This is a genomic window from Arsenicicoccus sp. oral taxon 190 (assembly GCF_001189535.1).
Taxonomy (GTDB): Bacteria; Actinomycetota; Actinomycetes; order Actinomycetales; family Dermatophilaceae; genus Arsenicicoccus.
This window is the reverse complement of record NZ_CP012070.1, coordinates 1,370,948-1,387,554: the sequence shown is the minus strand read 5'-3', so window position 1 is coordinate 1,387,554 and position 16,607 is coordinate 1,370,948. Positions and strand designations below refer to the sequence as shown.

Sequence of the window (16,607 nt, the reverse complement as noted above, 5' to 3'; positions counted from 1 at the left end):
GCGGCACCCCGGGGCGGGGGCTTACATCGTGACGAGGCAGGACCGGGGCACGCCCGCCGCCACCAGCGCGTCGCCGAGGGCGCCGGGCAGCACCCGGATCTCGGCCTCGCCCTGGACGTGCCGGCCGACGAGGGAGGCGATGGCTGTCAGGGCGGTGGGGCTGACGTAGCCCGCCTGGCTGAGGTCGAGGGCGTGGGGTCGGCTGGGGCGGGCCACCGCGGCGAGGGCGTCGCGCAGCTGGGGCACGACCGTGCGGGCCCGGGCGACGTCGACGTCCCCGGCCAGGGAGATGAGGACGTGCCCGTCGACGCGGCGGGACTCGACGGTCGGGGTGCGCAGGTCGGGGCCCCAGGCCGCGTGCCCGTCGCGCACCGGGAGCAGGGTCTCGGCGCTGCGGGGGTCGAGCAGGGCGGACAGGTAGGTGTCGAGCTGCGAGGCCACGGCGGGACGGGTGCTCGCGGCGGCGGCTAGGCGGTCGGCGATGACCCGTACGCGGGTGTTGGTGCGCTGGGAGTACCACCCGAGCAGCTCGAACGCGTCCTCCGCGGTGATGCCGTAGGCGACCATCAGGATGCCCTTGGCCTGCTCGATGACGCCGCGAGCCTCCACCACCTCGCGGAGCTGGTGGGTGACCTCGGCGGAGACGGTCTCGTGCAGCAGGGCGCGCACGTCGAGGAAGACGCCGCTCACGGCGGTCAGGGTCCCGTCCTCGGAGTAGTCCCCCACGCCCACCACGAAGACCTCGAGGCCCTCGCCGTGCCGCAGCACGCGCCGCCGGTGCGCGAAGGCCCGGCCTCGGTGCAGCGCGTCGCCGGCGTCCTCGGCCAGCTGCACCTCGGACGCGTCGAAGCTGGACAGCAGCAGGTCCAGGCCCTGCAGCTGGCCGTCGGGCTCGGCGCCGAGCAGCTGGTAGACCTCCGGCGACAGGGACCATCGCAGGTCGCTGGGGCCGCGCACCCCGACACGCCACCAGGCCGTCGTCGGGGTGGGGGAAGGGTTGGTCACATCGCTCCAGGTGCCGTGGGGACGAAACCGCCTGCTGGGGGTGGCGGCGGGTCGTCGCTACGGTCTGAACGACGCACGTCCCGGCACGGCCAGGACGTATCGGCGCTCATCATAGGCACCTGGTCATGACCGTCCAAAGCGGCGCGGACGAGTGTCACGGCGGTGCGTCGCTGCTGGTCGGCGCGTGCGTGGCACAGTGAGGGCAGCGCCGGTTGACCACAGAGGTGACCCATGACCAGCCCCGTCCTCCCCCGTGCCCGGCAGGCCGCCCTGGTGGCTGCCGGGGTCGTGCTGCTGTGCGTGCTCGCGCACCTGGCGCTCGGCTGGCTGCGCCGCACGGGACCCGGCGCCGCCCCCACCGTCAACCCGGCCGTCGTCCTCGCGGGCCTGGCGGTCGCCGCCGGGCTGTCCGGGTGGGCCGTGCTGGGCCGCGCGCAGGACCGCGTCAGCGAGCGGATCCGCCGGCACCGGCCCGAGCTCCAGGTGGTCCTCTCGACCGCCGAGCTCCCCGGCCTCCCGGGCCTCCCGGACACCGGGTGGGCGCAGGCCGCCACCGAGACCGACCCCTCGTATGCCGACCCCACCGCCCCCGGCGCCACCGCCGGGACGGAGCCCGGGGCCCGCGAGGCGTGGCGCGCCCTGTGGCGGCCCCTCCTGCCCGTCGCGGCCCTGGCGGCCGGCTCGGCCGTGCTGCTGGCGCTGACCACGGCGATGACCGCGATGGCGGCCGGCGAGCTCACCGCCCGAGGGGTGCGGACCCCGAGCCAGGTCACGGCGACCGGCTGGTCCTTCACCGGCCTCGGCCACTCGCCCTGGGCCCGGGTGACCCACGTGGAGGACGGCCGCACCATCACCTCGACGGTCCATGGCGTCGACCCGGTCGTGCTGCCCGTGGGCACGCAGCTGACGATCCTGGTGGACCCGGACGACCCGGAGACCGTGCAGCTGCCCGACGCGGCCAACGTGTCGGCCGTGACCCAGTGGTGGCGGGCGGCGCTGGTCGTGGCCCTGGTGGTCGCGCTGGCGTGGCTCGCCGCAGCGGCGGCCCGCCGGCTCGCCTGGCGTCGGTCGATGCGGACCTCGCGCTGGTCGCGGTGGGAGCTGAGCGCCGACGAGCCCGGGCGTCACGTGCGGCTGCGGCCGGCCGAGAGCACGGCGGGCGGCATACGACCGGTGGTGGCGTCCGCCGCGCGACCGGTGGAGTCGGGTGAGGTGGGGCTGCTCGCCGGGCCGGCCGACTCGGTCCTGCTGCGGCGTTCGCTGCTGCTCGCGACCCCGGGCGGACTCGTCGAGGCCCGGCTGCCGGCGACGGTGGCCGAGGCGACCCGCTGGGGCGCCGCGACCGACCCGCTCCCCGCCTCCTAGCGCTCGAGCACCGCGACGAGGAAGTCGCTGGTCGGGCGCCAGGGGCGCAGGTCCCAGGTGGCGAGCAGCAGGCTCTCATGCAGGCCCGCGACCCGCGCGTCCATCCGGAACGCCCCGAAGTCGTAGTCGCGGCCCGCCCCGAATCCCACCACCAGCCGTCCCTCGGGCGCCAGGTGGGCGCCCATCCGCCGCAGCACCTCGACGCGGGTGGACAGGGCGAGGAAGGTCATCACGTTGCCGGCGCACAGGATCACGTCGAAGGGCTCGGCCACACCCCGGGCGGGCAGGTCCAGCTCGGCGAGGTCGCCGACGAGCCAGGTCGGGCCCGGGTGGTCGGCCTCGGCCGCCTCGATCAGCACCGGGTCGACGTCGACGCCCACCACGGTGTGCCCGACGGCGTGCAGGAAGGCGCCCACCCGCCCGGGCCCGCACCCGGCGTCGAGGATCCGCGAGCCGCGAGCCACCATGGCGTCGACCATCCTGGCCTCGCCACCCAGGTCGGCACCGTCCCGCTCCATCCGCCGGAACCGCTCGACGTAGCGCTCGGAGTGGGTCGGGTCGGCCGCCACGATCTGCTCCCAGCCGCTGGGCACTCGGGTCACGCGTCTCTCCTTCGCAGCTCACGCCGGATGCGCACGAGCCCCACCACCCGGCCCAGGATCGCGAGCCCCACGAGGCCCACGAAGATCAGCGACCCCGGCCGCTCGCTCATCGGCACCACCACCGCCACCAGCAGCAGGAGCCCGACGATCCACAGCACGCACCTTGTCGTGGGGGACATGCTCCCGAGTCTAGGCACGAGGCCGTATGCCGCCCGCCGCTGCCCCACTCCCAGTCGCAGCGGGGCCCCGTCTCGGCGGGTCGTCTCAGCGGGAAGCAGGCTCGTCCCAGCGGGGCCGTCTCAGCGGGCCGCGGCCAGCCGGGCCCGGCCTCGCGCCAGCGCCGCCTCGACCACGCTGCCTCCCGCCGCCTCCTCGACGAGCTCCAGCACCCGCGGCCCGATCGCGTCCACGGCCTCGATCAGCTGCGCCTCGGACCACCCCAGGGCGCGGGCGTGCTCGTGGATCACGCCGCCGGCGTTGGCGACGAAGTCCGGGACGAAGGTGATGCCGCGGGCGGCGAGCAGGGCCTCGCACGAGGCATCGTCGAGGACGTCGTTGGCCGCGCCGGAGATCACCCGGCACCGCAGCTGCGGGACCACCTCGCGGGTGACGACCCGGGCCACGGCCGCGGGGGCGAGCACGTCGCACGACGCGGTCACGACCTCCTCGACCCCGACCACGGTGCCGCCGCACTGCTCGGCGACCTGCGCCGCCCGGTCCTCGTCGACGTCAGCGACGAGCACCCGCGCCCCGTCGGCGGCGGCCAGCCGGGCCAGCTCGCCCCCGACGTTGCCGGCACCCTGGACGGCCACGGTGAGGCCGTCGAGCGTGGGGGCGGCATACGTGCTGCGGACCCCGGCCCGCATCGCCACGAAGGCTCCCCGTGCGGTCCACGGCGCGGGGTCGGCGTCCGCGCAGTAGACCTTGGCGCCGCGGCTGCGGAGGACGTCCATGTCGGCGAGCGTGGTGCCCATGTCCACGCCGGGGATGTAACGGCCGTGGGTGCGCGCCACGGCGTCGCCGAAGGCCTCGAGCAGGGCCCGGCGTCGCTCGCCCGTCAGCGGGGCGCCGTCCGCGAGGATCACGGACTTCGCTCCGCCGTAGGGCAGCTCGGCGAGGGCGTGCTTGTAGGTCATGGCGCGGGCGAGGCGCTGGGCCTCCTGGATCGCCGCCTCGGTCGAGGGGTAGGCCCGGTAGCGGACGCCCCCGAACCCCGGCCCGAGCGTCGAGTCGTCGATCGCGACGACCGCGCGCAGGCCGGTGGCCGGGTCGGCGCAGGTGATGACCTGCTCGGAGGTCCAGGGGTCCAGCCGCGGGGCGTCGGTGCTCATGCCTCGACTGTGCCAGACCGGCTGGTGCCGCGCTCAGCCGTCGGTGCGGGTGGCGCCGTCCGCCCGGGCGGCCCGGTCCTGGTAGGCGGACAGGTCGACCTGCGGGGTCGGCTGCAGCCGGTCGGCGGGGTTGACCGGCGACGGGACGCGACCGGGGCGGACCTCGGTGGCGTGCGGGTCGTCGTCCAGCGTGGCGTAGTCGAACGGCCGGTCGCCGGACAACACCGCACGCGCCTGCTCGTGGTTGAGGGTGCCGGTCCAGCGACCGATGACCAGGGTGGCCACCGCGTTGCCGGCGAAGTTGGTGACGGCGCGTGCCTCGGACATGAAGCGGTCGATGCCGACGATGATGCCGACGCCGTCCAGCAGCTCGGGGCGGTGCGCCTGCAGGCCTCCGGCGAGGGTGGCCAGGCCGGCACCGGTGACGCCGGCGGCGCCCTTGGACGCGATGATCATGAAGACCAGCAGACCGATCTGCTCGCCCATGCTCATGGGCTTGCCCATCGCATCGGCGATGAAGATCGACGCCATGGTCAGGTAGATCGCGGTGCCGTCGAGGTTGAAGGAGTAACCGGTAGGGACGACGACGCCCACCGTGGAGCGGTCCACGCCGGCGTGGGTCATCTTGGCCATGAGGTGTGGCAGCGCCGACTCCGAGGACGACGTCGCCACGATGAGCAGGAACTCCCGCCCGAGGTACTTCAGCAGCGTGAGGATGTTGATCCGCGCGACCAGCCACAGCACGGAGCCGAGGACGACCACCACGAAGAGCAGGCAGGTGAGGTAGAAGCCGAACATCAGCTTGAGCATCTCGCCGACGGCCTTGGGGCCAGAGGTGCCGACCACCGCGGCGATGGCGCCGAAGGCACCGATCGGGGCGAGCCACAGCACCATCGTCAGGATGCGGAAGACGACCTTCTGCAGCACCGCGACCGCGGCGAGTGCCGGCTCCCCGGCGCGCCCCATCTTTTGGATCGCGAAGCCCACGAGCAGCGCGACGAACAGGGTCTGCAGCACGGACCCGGAGATGAGCGAGCTGAACAGCGTCTCGGGGATGATCCCCTGGACGAACTCGACGGTCCCGCCGCCGTGCTCGACCTGCTCGGCGTACTTCTTGCCGGCGCCCGCGACGACCTTGATCCCGTGCCCCGGCTGCAGGAGGTTGCCCACGACCAGGCCGATCGCGAGGGCGAAGGTCGACATGGTCAGGAAGTAGGCGAGGGCCATGGAACCCGCCTTGCCCACCGTCGCGGCGGCCCGGACCGAGCCGATGCCGATGCCGATGACGATGACGATGACGATGGTGCAGAAGATGACGGGGCTGATCATCATCTTGATCAGGCTGACGAACGAGTCACCGACCCACTTCCAGCCCTTGGCCGCGTCCGGGGCGAGCATCGCCGAAGGCGATGCCCCCCAGCACCGCGATGATGACCGCGATGTAGAGCCAGTGCGAGCGATCCCGAGGGCGTTCCTTGGGCTCCGGGATGGTGGGGTTCGAGCTGTAGGCCATGTCAGCGTTCCTGTCACGTCGTTGGGCAGCGCGCAACAGGATGCGGGCAGGCGGGACCGCATACGACTCAGAAGTCTGAACGTCACCTGACCGATATGGACGGTGGCACAGTGTCGGCATGAGATCCCTGTGCGTCTTCTACGGCTCCTCCCCCGGCCGGTCCCCGTCGTATGTCGCCGCGGTGGCCTCCCTCGGGGCCGCCCTGGCCGCGCGCGGCACCCGCGTGGTGTACGGCGGGGCGCGGGTGGGCACCATGGGCGTGCTCGCGGAGGCCACCCTGGCGGCGGGCGGTGAGGTGGTCGGCGTCATCCCGCAGCACCTCATGGACCACGAGGTCGGCCACGACGGGCTGACCGAGCTGCACGTCGTGGGCTCGATGCACGAGCGCAAGGCGCTGATGGCCGACCTGGCGGACGGGTTCGTGGCCCTGCCGGGTGGGATGGGCACGCTCGACGAGCTCGCCGAGATCCTGACGTGGGCGCAGCTCGGGCTGCACCGCAAGCCGGTGGGTGCGCTCGACGTCGACGGCTACTGGCAGCCGCTGCTCGCCTTCCTGGACCACGCGCGCGACGAGGAGTTCCTGCGTCCGGCGCACCGCGAGCTGCTGATCGCCCGCCCGACGGTGGACGCCCTGCTGGACGCGTTGGAGGCGCACGCGCCGGCCGACGGGGACGCGCCCGACACGTGGGTGGACCGCTGACACCGCCCCGCCCCTCCAGACGGCCCGAACTGAGCCCCCAGCCACAGCCCCCAACCCACCGCCCACGCCCGCACGATCCCGGGGGCGCGAGGCGAGGGAGCGGTCAGGGGGCGAGGGCCGCCATGACCTCGGCGGCGGGCAGCTCCTGCGCGGCCTGCCAGCCGGCCCCCGCCCACAGCGACACGCCCTGCGGATCGCCACCGGCCGCAGCAGCAGCGCGCAGCGGCTTGGTCAGCTGGTCGACCTGCGGAAACACCGCGGGCGCCTCGCCGTCGTGCGCCTCGACGAAGGCGTTGCGCAGCCCCCGAGCGGGACGCCCGGAGAAGGCCCGGGTCACCACGGCCGAGGCTGCCGGCAGGCGCAGCCCCGTCCGGTGCGCCGCCGACGTGCCCGCCTCGGGCGTGAGGAGCAGCGCCGTGCCGACCTGGACGCCCACGGCGCCCGCCCCCAGCAGCCGCCGCACGTCCCCCGCCGTGGCCACCCCGCCGGCGGCGACGCAGGTCACGCCGAGATCGCTCACCGCCGGCAGGAGCCCCAGCGCGTCGAGACGGTTGGGCTCGTCCTCGACCCGGTGCGTCGAGCGGTGCCCACCTGCGTCGAAGCCCTGCACCACGAGCACGTCCACACCGAGCGCGGCAGCGTGGGCCGCCTCGTCCTCGCTGGTGACGGTGACCCACACCTCGCTGCCGGCCTCCTGCAGGGCTCCCACGACCTCCGGCGACGGAAGCCCGAAGGTGAACGACACGATCGCCACCGGTTCGGCGAGGGTGAGCAGGGCGATCTTGTCGTCATACGCGTCAGTGTCGGACCAGTCCGGCTCGGGGAGGGTGACGCCCAGCCGCTCGGCATCCGCCTGCAGGGTCGCGCGATAGGCCTCGACGGCCGCCGACCCGCGGGCCCGCACTGACCCCGAGGGCACGAAGACGTTGACCCCGAACTGTCGGTCGCCCACGAGGTCGTGGGTCTCGGCGATCTGCTCGGCGACCTGCGCCGGAGTCTTGTAGCCGGCGGCGAGGAGGCCCGTGCCGCCTGCCGCGCAGCAGGCCGCGACGAGTGCGGGGGTCGAGGGGCCACCCGCCATGGGAGCGCCGACGAGCGGGAGGTCGAGGGTCTCGATCAGGCTCATGCATCCAGCCTGGCAGACCGGCCCTCACCTCGCCGACCGGTCACTTCCGTGCGTCCCCCTCGGTCGTACGGAAGTGACCACTCGGCGGTGGTGTGGGGCGAGGATCAGTCCTCGGGCATCAGGATCATCAGGGCGAGGTAGATCAGCACCTGCGACCCGGGGATGATCAGCGACGCGATGAAGACGAGGCGCACGATGTTGGCGTCGATGCCCAGCTTGCGCCCGATGCCGGCGCACACGCCCATGGCGACGCGTCCGCTGCGGGGGCGGGTGAGGCCGTTGCGGCGCATGGTGGCGTAGATCGATTCCACGTGGGTCCTCCTCGGTAGTGGGTGTGGCACCAGCCTGGTAGACCTCGGTGGGCGCCGCCATGAGGGTCGTCCCTGATCCGACCCCGTCCGACCCTCAGGGGGCGGGCAGGATGCGCACGCCCTGGGCCTTGACGGCGAGGGTGACGGCGGTGCCGGCGCGCAGCCCGAGCTCGGCGCAGGCGAGGGGGGTGACGTCCGCCCCGACGCGGACCCCGGAGGGGGTGCAGGCCCAGAGGCGGACGGCACCTGCGTGGGTGGCCAGGTCGGTGACGACGGCCGGTATGACGGTCCGCGGGCTGCCGGTCACGGGTCCGACGTGCACGGCGATGTCGGCGGGATCGCAGAGGGCCACCGCCTCGCTGCCGACGGGCAGGTCGCCGCGGCCGTGCACGACCAGACCGTCGGGCAGTCGCACCTGGCCAGGAGCGATGACGGTGCCGCGCAGGAGGTTGCGTCCGACGAACCGCGCGGCGAACGCGCTGCGGGGGGCGTCGAGCAGCGTGACGGCGGGGCCGCGCTCGGTGACCCGGCCGCCCTCGACGACGGCGACGTCGTGGGCGAGGGACACGACGTCAAGCAGGTCGTGCGTGACGAGCAGGACGCGGGTGTCGCTGCCGTGCAGCAGGTCTCGCAGCACCTGACGCACGTCGGCGGCGACCTCGACGTCGAGGGCGGACAGGGGTTCGTCGAGCAGGAGCAGGTCGGGCCGGCAGGCCAGCGCGCGGGCGAGGGCGACGCGCTGCGCCTGGCCGCCGGACAGCTCGGAGCCGCGCCGCCCGGCCAGGTGGGCGATGTCGAGACGTTCGAGCCACGCGTCCGCGCGCGCCCCCGCCTCGCGGCGCGGGACCCCCTGGGCGCGGGGTCCGAAGGCTACGTTGCCCCGCACGTCCAGGTGGGGGAAGGCGAGCGGGTCCTGGCCGAGCAGCGCGACGCGGCGTCGGTGGGGTGGCAGCCAGGTGCCGGCGTCGGTGTCGACGAGGACGCGGTCACCCAGGACGACGCGGCAACGGCGCGGGCGCAGGAGCCCGGCGACGGCGGCGAGGACCGTGGACTTGCCGGCGCCGTTGGGCCCGACGAGCGCGGAGACCCCTGCGCCGTCGAAGGTCTCGTCGACGGCAACGCCCCGCTCGGGGATCTCCACGCGAACCTGCAGGGCCGTCACGCGCGGCCTCCGACGGGGCCTCCCGCGGGGCGGTGCACCAGCGCGACGACGACGCCGGCGACCACGACCAGCACCAGCGAGAGCGCCACGGCCGCAGCCGGATCCGTCTCGCGCTGCAGGTAGACCTCGAGCGGGAGGGTGCGCGTCACGCCCTGCAGGGACCCGGCGAAGGTCAGGGTCGCCCCGAACTCGCCCAGGGAGCGCGCGAAGCACAGCACCGTCCCGGACAGCAGCCCCGGCAGGACGAGCGGGAGGGTCACGCGCCGCAGCACCGTCGTCGGCGCGGCCCCCAGCGTCGCCGCCACGGCCTCGTAGCGCTCCCCCGCCGTCCGCAGCGCCCCCTCCAGGGCGACGACGAGGAAGGGCAGAGCCACGAAGGCCTGCGCGAGGACCACCGCCGTCGTCGTGAATCCCACGCGCACGCCGAGCAGCTCGAGGTGCTGACCGATCAGTCCGCGTCGCCCGAGGGTCAGCAGCAGGGCAAGCCCGCTCACCACCGGCGGCAGCACGAGCGGCAGCAGGACGAGGGCACGCAGGACCCCGAGCCCGGGCAGCCGCGTGCGGGCGAGGGCGAGCGCGAGCGGCACCCCGAGCACCAGGCAGAGCGCGGTGCTGGCGAGCGCGGTGCGCAGGCTCAGCCCCAGCGCGGCGACCGAGGACTCGCTGGTCACCAGCTCGCCGAAGCGGCCCCACTCGACCTGAGCGACCATCGCGACCAGCGGCAGCAGGACGAAGGCCGCGCCCGCCAGCGCCGGCAGCCAGGCCCACCCCGGCAGCCGTCCGGCGACGACGTGAGCACCCTTGTGGCTCACGGCTGCTGGAATCCGGCCTGGGCCAGGACGGCCCGGCCCTGCGGCCCGGTGACGAGGTCCACGAAGGCCTGGGCATCGGCGCCGCCCGCCGTCGCGGTGACGGCGATCGGATAGGTGTTGACGGCGGCGGAGGCCTCGGGGAGCGGTATGACGTCCACCGCTGAGCCCGCCGCACGGGCGTCGGTGGTGTAGACGAGACCGGCGTCCGCCTGGCCAGCCCGCACCTTGCCGAGGACATCGGTCACCGACTGCTCCTCGCTGACGGGCTTGAGCGTGACGCCCGCGGACCGCTCGACGCGCTCGGTCGCTGCGCCGCACGGCACGGGAGGGGCGCACACCACGACGGCCACCCCGTCCCGCGCGAGGTCGGCGAGGCGGGTGATCCGCCGGGGGTTGTCGGGCGGGGTGACGATGGTCAGGGTGTTGGTGGCGAAGGCGCGCGGCTCGGCGCCGAGCAGGCGGGCCCCGCGGGCCTTGGTCATGGTGCGCTCGTCCGCGGTGGCGAGCACGTCGGCCGGCGCGCCCTGCTCGAGCTGGGCCACGAGGTCGCTGGACCCGGCGAAGCTGAAGGTGACGGTCACGCCCGGGTGGGCCCTCTCGTAGTCCGCACCGAGCCGGGTGAAGGTCTGCCGCAGGCTGGCGGCGGCGAAGACGGTGAGCGTACGCGCTGCGCCGGAGCCGGTCTCGGCGCCACCGGGAGAGGAACTGCCCGGCACGGCACTGCCGGACGGGTCGGCCCCACCGGGCGACGTGCCGCCGCAGGCCGACGCGAGCAGCAGCGTGGCGGCGCCCAGCGCGGTGCGGATCCCCCGAGTGCGCCGGGCGGTCGGCATACGGCCGGTCATGACTGCCCTGCCGGGGTCTCGACGATCACGGTGGTCGCCTTGACGACGGCCACCGCCACGCGACCGGGCTCGAGACCGAGCGTCTCGGCCGACCGGCGGCTCATCAGGGACACCATCGTGAACGGGCCGCACTGCACGGACACCTCCGCCATGACGCCGTCCGCCACGACCTCCGTCACCAGCCCGACGAGACGGTTGCGGGCCGAGGAGCCGACCCCCAGCACGTCGGGCAGCGCGGCCGCCTGCTCGCGCGCCAGACGAGCCAGGTCGGGCCCGTCGACGACGAGACGCCCCGACGCGTCCTTGACCGCGGCGAGCCGTCCCTGGTCGACCCACCGCCGCACGCTGTCGTCGCTGACGCCGAGCAGCGCCGCGGCGTCCTTGATGCGGATGCCTTCCATGACAGACCTCAATCCTGACCGCGGATGCGGACAGCACTGAGCATAGTCGCCGCAGGTGCGGCGTCAGGTGCGGCGCGTCCCGATCGTGAAGCCCTGGTCGACGAGGCGCGCGGCATAGACCTCGCCCAGCCCCGTGGCCGGCGTGAGCATGCCGGCGGTGCCGGGCAGGCGTGGCCCGTCCAGGACCAGCGCCAGCGCGGCCTCGCCGATCATCACGGCGGTGCCGTCGTAGCCCGGGTCGAACGTTGCCGACACCGTGGTGACGTAGCGCGCGCCCGTCGTGGTGGTGGCGTGCACCTCCATGGCGAACTCTCCCGCCGCGCGGGACTTCTCACTCGGTCCCTCGCCCGGCGAGGGCAGCACGCGGTCCACCACCTGCCGCAGCCCAGGCGTCGAGAATCCCGTCACCAGCGCCGGCATGACGGCGGCCATCGCCATGGCCTTGAGCGGCGCGGCACCCTTGCGCCCGGTGTCCACGACCTCCCGATAGCGCATCCCCCGGCCGTAGGCCCACCCCGCGAGGGCGTTGCTGCGCCGCACGACCTGGGCGTTGAACGTGCCCATGAAGAACGGCGCCGCCCAGGACCCGGTGTCCGCGCTGCGCTCCAGCCACACCTGACCGATCCGGCCGACCGGCTCGGGCTCGGCCTCGCGGTCGGGGCTGAGGGCATAGGGGTCGATCGCGGTGCGGACCCGTGACCGGTCGCCCCGCACCGTGTCGACCTGCACGCGCATCGAGTCCAGGGTCCCGCCGCTGAAGCCGCCCTTCATCCGACGCACGTGCAGGGTCGTCTCGAGCAGCGTCCCCTCGCCGTCCTCGTGGGCCTGGTCCGCGGTGAGCAGCACCCCGAGGTCGGACGGCACGGAGTCGAAGCCGCACGAGTGCACGATCCGCGCCCCCGACTCCCGCGCCGCCTCCTCGAAGCGGTCGATCGACTCGCGGACGAAGAGGGTCTCGCCCGTGAGGTCGACGTAATCCGTGCCCAGCTCGGCGCACACACCGACCAGCGGCAGGCCGTGACGGGCATAGGGCCCGACGGTGGACAGCACCACACGGGTCCGCACCGCCATGGTGGCCAGGGACCCCGCGTCGTCCGAGTCGGCCACCACGAGCGGCCAGTCCGCGGCCCGGGCCGGCAGCCCCGCCCGCACCGACTCGAGACGCCCGACCGAGCGTCCTGCCAGGGCGATCCGCACGCCGTCCGGCGCGTGACGGGCGAGGTGGCCCGCGATCAGGCCCCCGACATACCCCGTCGCTCCGTAGACGACGATGTCCAGCTCGCGATCCGCGCTGGGGGTGGTGGGGTGCCTCGGGCTGGTCATGGCAAACCTCTCGCACGACGACGACGGCAGGATGTCGACCGATCCCACCACGCCCGCCGGACCGGGACAACCATCCCGCCCGGACCTCGGACGGTCTATGGACGCCGCACGCCCCGCCGCCTACGCTCTGGTAACCCTCGACCACGGGGGGGACCACGCCCCGTGCAACGACGCCAGGAGCATCCGATGGCCAACCTCGCCCAGATCCTCACCGACACCGCGTCCCGGCACGGGGACCGGATCGCCGTCCGGCAGGACGAGGAGCAGCTCACCTATGCCGAGCTCGACCAGCGCGTGGCGCTCGCGGCGGGGTGGTTGCGCAGCCAGGGCGTCGGTCCCGGCGACCCTGTCGTGCTGAGCCTGCCCAACATCACGGCGTTCGTGGTCGCCTACTGCGGCATCCTGCGCGCCGGCGGGGTCGTCGTGCCGATGAACCCGCTCTTCAAGCCCCGCGAGGTGGCCTACTACCTGCAGGACTCCGGTGCCCGCCTGATCATCGCCGCGACGCCCGACGCCGCCGAGGGAGCCGGGGAGGCGGGAGCGACCTTCGTGCCCGTCACCGACCTGCCCGGCCTGCTCGCGGCGGCCGAGCCCGTCACCGAGGCGGTCGAGCGGGACGACGAGGACACCGCGGTCATCCTCTACACCTCCGGCACCACCGGACGCCCCAAGGGTGCCGAGCTGCGGCACCGCAACCTGCGCAGCAACGCCGAGGTCTGCGGCCGCACCCTCCTGCGCCTCACCCCCGAGGACACGGTCGTGGGGTGCCTGCCGCTGTTCCACGTCTTTGGCATGACCTGCGCCATGAACACCGCGGTCCTGGCCGGCGCGACCCTCAGCCTGATCCCGCGGTTCGCGCCCGACAAGGCGCTCGAGGTCATCCAGCGCGACCGTGCCACGATCTTTGAGGGGGTGCCGACGATGTATGCCGCCATGCTGCAGGCCGCGCGGGCCGTCACGGCCGCCGGTGGCGAGATCCCCGACCTGTCCTCGCTGCGCACCTGCATCTCCGGGGGCGCGTCCCTGCCCGTCGAGGTGCTGCGGGCGTTCGAGGAGACCTTCGACGCGATGATCCTCGAGGGCTACGGACTGTCCGAGACGTCACCCGTCGCGTCCTTCAACCACCCGGAGCGGGTGCGCAAGCCGGGCTCGATCGGCACCCCGATCGAGGGCGTCGAGATGGACCTGCGCACCACCGAGGGCGAGCCGGTGCCCGAGGGCGAGATCGGCGAGATCGTCATCAAGGGCGCCAACATCATGCGCGGCTACTGGGGTCGGCCCGACGCCACGGCCGAGGCCATCCAGGACGGCTGGTTCCGCTCCGGGGACCTTGGGCGGCGGGACAGCGACGGCTACTACTACATCGTCGACCGCGCCAAGGACATGATCATCCGCGGCGGCTACAACGTCTATCCGCGCGAGGTCGAGGAGGTGCTCTACGAGCACCCGGCCGTCCTCGAGGCCGCCGTCGTCGGCCAGCCGCACGAGCACTACGGCGAGGAGGTCACCGCGTTCGTCGCCCTGCGGCCCGAGTCCGGCCTGGCCGGCGACGACGCCACCGCGGACGATCTGCGCGAGTTCTGCAAGGCGCGCCTCGCCGCCTACAAGTACCCGCGCCACATCGCGTTCGTGGACGCGCTGCCCAAGGGCGCGACGGGCAAGATCCTCAAGCGGGAGCTCCCCACCTCCTGACCGCTGGTGCGGGCGGCCCGGGCGAGCGAGACCGGGCCCTCCGCGGGCCCACGCCTGCGCTCAGGCCGTGGCGGCCATGGTGGTCCAGGGTTGGTGGCGACCGCGTCCGAGCGTATGCCGGTACGCCGCCGCCAGTCGGGCCGCCACCTCGCGCGTCGGCCCGACCGGGTCGAGGACGGGCACGGGCAGGTGCTGCACGGTCTCGCGCAGCCGCACGGTGAACGCCCCGGCCACCAGCTCCCACGGCACCACCACGACGTGACCCCGCGTGCGGGACCGGTGATGACGGACCTGCTCCTCCAGGCGGTCCGCTCGGCAGGGGATGATGCGGGCGGGGGTCTGCTCCTGGATCGCCATACCGGCCCACGAGAGCGAGACCTCCACCTCCGACTCCCAGCCGAACGGCGCGACCACCAGGCACACGTCCTCCGGCGAGTCGAAGCCTTGGTCGAGCAGGCGCCGTCCGAGGGCCTTGGCGATCGTCCCGTCCGTCCCCAGGGCGTTCGCGACGATCGCGCCGCTGCGGGACCGGGCGAGCTCGACCTGGATCTCCTGCAGGAGCCGGCGCTGGGGGGTGAGCGAGAGGGGCACGACCACGGTGGGGGCGCCGGAGGCCGCGTCGAGGTGGCCGGCCAGCGCGTGCGGGGTGGAGAGGCGCAGGTCGACGCCGCGGAGCTGCTCGCCGGCGCGGGAGATCAGCACGAGCAGCGGGGCGCGCTCCATCGGGGCGATGCGGGCGACGCCGATCACGGTGGGGCGGCAGGTCGCGGGCGTGGGGAGGTCGGTCACGTCCGGGACGCTAGGCGCGTGAGATCACGGCTGGGTGTTGTTGATGTTTCAGGCGCTTTACGCCTGCGGATGGTCATGCGTCAGGCTGGATGGAGTCACTGCGCGCGCACCGGCATCGCCTCCCTAGACTGGCGGCTCGCCGACCAGGAGGTGCGGTCACATGCAGGTGGCGTGGTGGGGGCTCATCCCCTTCGTGACGATGCTGCTGTCCATCGCGGTGCTGCCCCTGCACCCCGTGACGGCGCACCACTGGGAGCGACCCAAGGTGCAGGCGGCGGTGGCGCTCGCGCTGGGGCTGCCGACGGCCCTGCGGGTGATCCTCGCCGGCGAGCACGCGCTCGTCTGGCACGCCCTGCTCGAGTACGCCCAGTTCATCACCCTGCTGCTGTCGCTGTTCGTCGTCGCGGGCGGGCTCTTCCTCGCGGGCGACATCCGGGCGACCCCGCGCAACAACACCGCCTTCCTCGCGGTCGGCGGGGTCCTGGCGAGCTTCATCGGGACCACCGGCGCCGCCATGCTCATGATCCGCCCGCTGCTCAACACCAACGCCGACCGGCGGCACAAGGTCCACACGGTCGTGTTCGCGATCTTCGTGGTCGCCAACTGCGGTGGCCTGCTCACCCCGCTCGGGGACCCGCCGCTGTTCCTCGGGATGCTGCGCGGCGTGCCGTTCACCTGGACCTTCTCGCTCCTGCCCGAGTGGGTCTTCGTCAACGCGCTGCTGCTGCTCACCTACTACGGCGTCGAGCGGCGCGCCTACCACCAGGAGCGTGCGGCGGACCTCGAAGCGGATCTCGCCCACGCGACGCCGCTCGGGCTGCACGGCAAGGCCAACGTCGGCTGGCTGGTCGTGATCGTCGCGGCGGTCGCCTTCCTGCCGTCGGTGGACGCCCACGCCATCGAGTCCGGGCACGCGACCGCCCTGCAGCTGGTCCCCTGGCGCGAGCTGGTGATGCTGGGGGCGGCGGGAGCGTCGTACGCGCTGGGCGACAAGCGGACCCGCTATGACGACAACGGCTTCACCTGGGCGCCCATCATCGAGGTCGCCGCCTTGTTCATCGGCATCTTCCTGACGATGATCCCGGCGCTGCGCTTCCTGCGGCAGGTGGCGCCCTCGCTGCCGCTGGGCGAGGTCACCTTCTTCGTCTTCAGCGGCGGGCTGTCCGCGGTGCTCGACAACGCCCCCACCTACGCGACCTTCTTCGAGATGGCCTCGCAGCTGCCCGGCGAGCCCCGCGTCGCGAACGTGCCCGAGCTGTATCTGACGGCGATCTCGCTGGGGTCCGTGCTGTGCGGCGCGATCACCTACATCGGCAACGGCCCCAACTTCATGGTCAAGTCCGTGGCCGAGAGCGCCGGGGTGACCATGCCGAGCTTTGGCGGGTATGTCGTCCGCGCCCTGCGATGGCTGGTCCCCGTGCTGGCCGCGATGGTGCTGGCCTTCATCGCCGACCCGTGGTGGTGCCACCTCATGGGCTGGGCCCTGGGCGCCGGGATCGCGGTGCGCGGGTTGCTGGCGCTGCGCGTGTCGCTCACCCCGGCGGCGGACGACACCGCCACGCCGGCCCGGGGCTGAGCGCGCCCCAACGCCCACCCCCACGCGACCAAACTGCTGCCCCACCGCACCTCC

Annotated in this window: 16 protein-coding genes and 1 pseudogene; 4 read left to right on the top strand and 13 right to left on the bottom strand. The window is 73.8% G+C overall.

Features of this window, described 5'->3' with window-relative positions; genetic code table 11:
* Positions 1-21 precede the first annotated feature (21 nt).
* Positions 22-1,005: an ANTAR domain-containing protein gene (locus ADJ73_RS06560; protein WP_050347605.1), complete on the bottom strand. Its 984-nt coding sequence runs from the start codon at positions 1,003-1,005 to the stop codon at positions 22-24.
* A 231-nt stretch (positions 1,006-1,236) separates the two neighbouring features.
* Here ADJ73_RS06560 and ADJ73_RS06555 point away from each other — a divergent pair, with 231 nt between their 5' ends.
* The gene (locus ADJ73_RS06555; RefSeq protein ID WP_050347604.1) at positions 1,237-2,370 is read left to right on the top strand and encodes a hypothetical protein; all 1,134 of its coding nucleotides are present in this window, start codon (positions 1,237-1,239) and stop codon (positions 2,368-2,370) included.
* Here the strand turns inward: ADJ73_RS06555 and ADJ73_RS06550 are convergent.
* From ADJ73_RS06550 to ADJ73_RS06540, 4 genes and pseudogenes are all read right to left on the bottom strand, one after another.
* Positions 2,367-2,972 (bottom strand): class I SAM-dependent methyltransferase, encoded by a 606-nt coding sequence (locus ADJ73_RS06550; protein ID WP_050347603.1) that lies wholly within the window; start codon positions 2,970-2,972, stop codon positions 2,367-2,369. The two genes, ADJ73_RS06555 and ADJ73_RS06550, sit on opposite strands and share 4 nt — an antisense overlap.
* A complete protein-coding gene (locus tag ADJ73_RS16910; RefSeq protein WP_156188146.1) occupies positions 2,969-3,151 on the bottom strand; it encodes a hypothetical protein in 183 nt (60 codons plus the stop codon). The genes ADJ73_RS06550 and ADJ73_RS16910 overlap by 4 nt, the downstream gene beginning before the upstream one ends.
* Positions 3,152-3,271: 120 nt before the next feature.
* Positions 3,272-4,303: a Glu/Leu/Phe/Val dehydrogenase dimerization domain-containing protein gene (locus ADJ73_RS06545; RefSeq protein ID WP_050347602.1), complete on the bottom strand. Its 1,032-nt coding sequence runs from the start codon at positions 4,301-4,303 to the stop codon at positions 3,272-3,274.
* A gap of 33 nt (positions 4,304-4,336) precedes the next feature.
* Positions 4,337-5,816 (bottom strand): annotated as a pseudogene (locus ADJ73_RS06540) (cation:dicarboxylate symporter family transporter).
* A 118-nt stretch (positions 5,817-5,934) separates the two neighbouring features.
* On the opposite strand from ADJ73_RS06540, the gene ADJ73_RS06535 reads away from it, so the two are divergent.
* Positions 5,935-6,516: a TIGR00730 family Rossman fold protein gene (locus tag ADJ73_RS06535; RefSeq protein ID WP_050347601.1), complete on the top strand. Its 582-nt coding sequence runs from the start codon at positions 5,935-5,937 to the stop codon at positions 6,514-6,516.
* A gap of 103 nt (positions 6,517-6,619) precedes the next feature.
* Here the strand turns inward: ADJ73_RS06535 and ADJ73_RS06530 are convergent, their stop codons facing one another.
* The 7 genes from ADJ73_RS06530 to ADJ73_RS06500 form a co-directional block, all read right to left on the bottom strand.
* Complete coding sequence (locus ADJ73_RS06530) at positions 6,620-7,642, bottom strand: NAD(P)H-dependent flavin oxidoreductase (RefSeq protein WP_050347600.1); 1,023 nt, start codon at positions 7,640-7,642, stop codon at positions 6,620-6,622.
* 104 nt (positions 7,643-7,746) lie between these two features.
* Positions 7,747-7,953, bottom strand: a complete 207-nt coding sequence (locus ADJ73_RS06525; protein WP_253272684.1) for a PspC domain-containing protein — start codon at positions 7,951-7,953, stop codon at positions 7,747-7,749.
* A gap of 94 nt (positions 7,954-8,047) precedes the next feature.
* A complete protein-coding gene (locus ADJ73_RS06520; RefSeq protein WP_050347599.1) occupies positions 8,048-9,115 on the bottom strand; it encodes a sulfate/molybdate ABC transporter ATP-binding protein in 1,068 nt (355 codons plus the stop codon).
* Complete coding sequence (locus tag ADJ73_RS06515) at positions 9,112-9,927, bottom strand: ABC transporter permease (protein WP_050347598.1); 816 nt, start codon at positions 9,925-9,927, stop codon at positions 9,112-9,114. Before ADJ73_RS06515 ends, ADJ73_RS06520 begins: the two co-directional genes overlap by 4 nt.
* Entirely contained in the window at positions 9,924-10,760 is an 837-nt protein-coding gene (modA, locus tag ADJ73_RS06510) for a molybdate ABC transporter substrate-binding protein (RefSeq protein ID WP_050347597.1), read from the bottom strand. Before modA ends, ADJ73_RS06515 begins: the two co-directional genes overlap by 4 nt.
* A gap of 8 nt (positions 10,761-10,768) precedes the next feature.
* Positions 10,769-11,173, bottom strand: coding sequence for a TOBE domain-containing protein (locus tag ADJ73_RS06505; protein WP_050347596.1), 405 nt, complete (start codon positions 11,171-11,173; stop codon positions 10,769-10,771).
* Positions 11,174-11,236: 63 nt separating this feature from the next.
* Positions 11,237-12,496 carry a saccharopine dehydrogenase family protein gene (locus tag ADJ73_RS06500; RefSeq protein WP_050347595.1) on the bottom strand — a complete coding sequence of 420 codons (1,260 nt, stop codon included), beginning with the start codon at positions 12,494-12,496 and terminating at the stop codon, positions 11,237-11,239.
* 186 nt (positions 12,497-12,682) lie between these two features.
* On the opposite strand from ADJ73_RS06500, the gene ADJ73_RS06495 reads away from it, so the two are divergent.
* Positions 12,683-14,188, top strand: coding sequence for a long-chain-fatty-acid--CoA ligase (locus ADJ73_RS06495; RefSeq protein ID WP_050347594.1), 1,506 nt, complete (start codon positions 12,683-12,685; stop codon positions 14,186-14,188).
* Positions 14,189-14,248: 60 nt separating this feature from the next.
* On the opposite strand, the gene ADJ73_RS06490 is transcribed toward ADJ73_RS06495, so the two are convergent.
* Positions 14,249-14,977, bottom strand: coding sequence for a sirohydrochlorin chelatase (locus tag ADJ73_RS06490; RefSeq protein WP_050347593.1), 729 nt, complete (start codon positions 14,975-14,977; stop codon positions 14,249-14,251).
* 160 nt (positions 14,978-15,137) lie between these two features.
* Here ADJ73_RS06490 and ADJ73_RS06485 point away from each other — a divergent pair, with 160 nt between their 5' ends.
* On the top strand, positions 15,138-16,553 hold the full coding sequence (locus tag ADJ73_RS06485; protein WP_050347592.1) for a sodium:proton antiporter: 1,416 nt from the start codon (positions 15,138-15,140) through the stop codon (positions 16,551-16,553).
* Positions 16,554-16,607 lie beyond the last annotated feature (54 nt).

Excerpts from the sequence above, each read along its gene's own strand:
- ADJ73_RS06485 (WP_050347592.1), top strand. The coding sequence starts at position 15,138 with ATGCAGGTGGCGTGGTGGGGGCTCATCCCCTTCGTGACGATGCTGCTG.
- ADJ73_RS06495 (WP_050347594.1), top strand. The coding sequence starts at position 12,683 with ATGGCCAACCTCGCCCAGATCCTCACCGACACCGCGTCCCGGCACGGG.
- ADJ73_RS16910 (WP_156188146.1), bottom strand. The coding sequence starts at position 3,151 with ATGTCCCCCACGACAAGGTGCGTGCTGTGGATCGTCGGGCTCCTGCTG.
- ADJ73_RS06535 (WP_050347601.1), top strand. The coding sequence starts at position 5,935 with ATGAGATCCCTGTGCGTCTTCTACGGCTCCTCCCCCGGCCGGTCCCCG.
- ADJ73_RS06555 (WP_050347604.1), top strand. The coding sequence starts at position 1,237 with ATGACCAGCCCCGTCCTCCCCCGTGCCCGGCAGGCCGCCCTGGTGGCT.
- modA (WP_050347597.1), bottom strand. The coding sequence starts at position 10,760 with ATGCCGACCGCCCGGCGCACTCGGGGGATCCGCACCGCGCTGGGCGCC.
- ADJ73_RS06500 (WP_050347595.1), bottom strand. The coding sequence starts at position 12,496 with ATGACCAGCCCGAGGCACCCCACCACCCCCAGCGCGGATCGCGAGCTG.
- ADJ73_RS06505 (WP_050347596.1), bottom strand. The coding sequence starts at position 11,173 with ATGGAAGGCATCCGCATCAAGGACGCCGCGGCGCTGCTCGGCGTCAGC.
- ADJ73_RS06530 (WP_050347600.1), bottom strand. The coding sequence starts at position 7,642 with ATGAGCCTGATCGAGACCCTCGACCTCCCGCTCGTCGGCGCTCCCATG.
- ADJ73_RS06545 (WP_050347602.1), bottom strand. The coding sequence starts at position 4,303 with ATGAGCACCGACGCCCCGCGGCTGGACCCCTGGACCTCCGAGCAGGTC.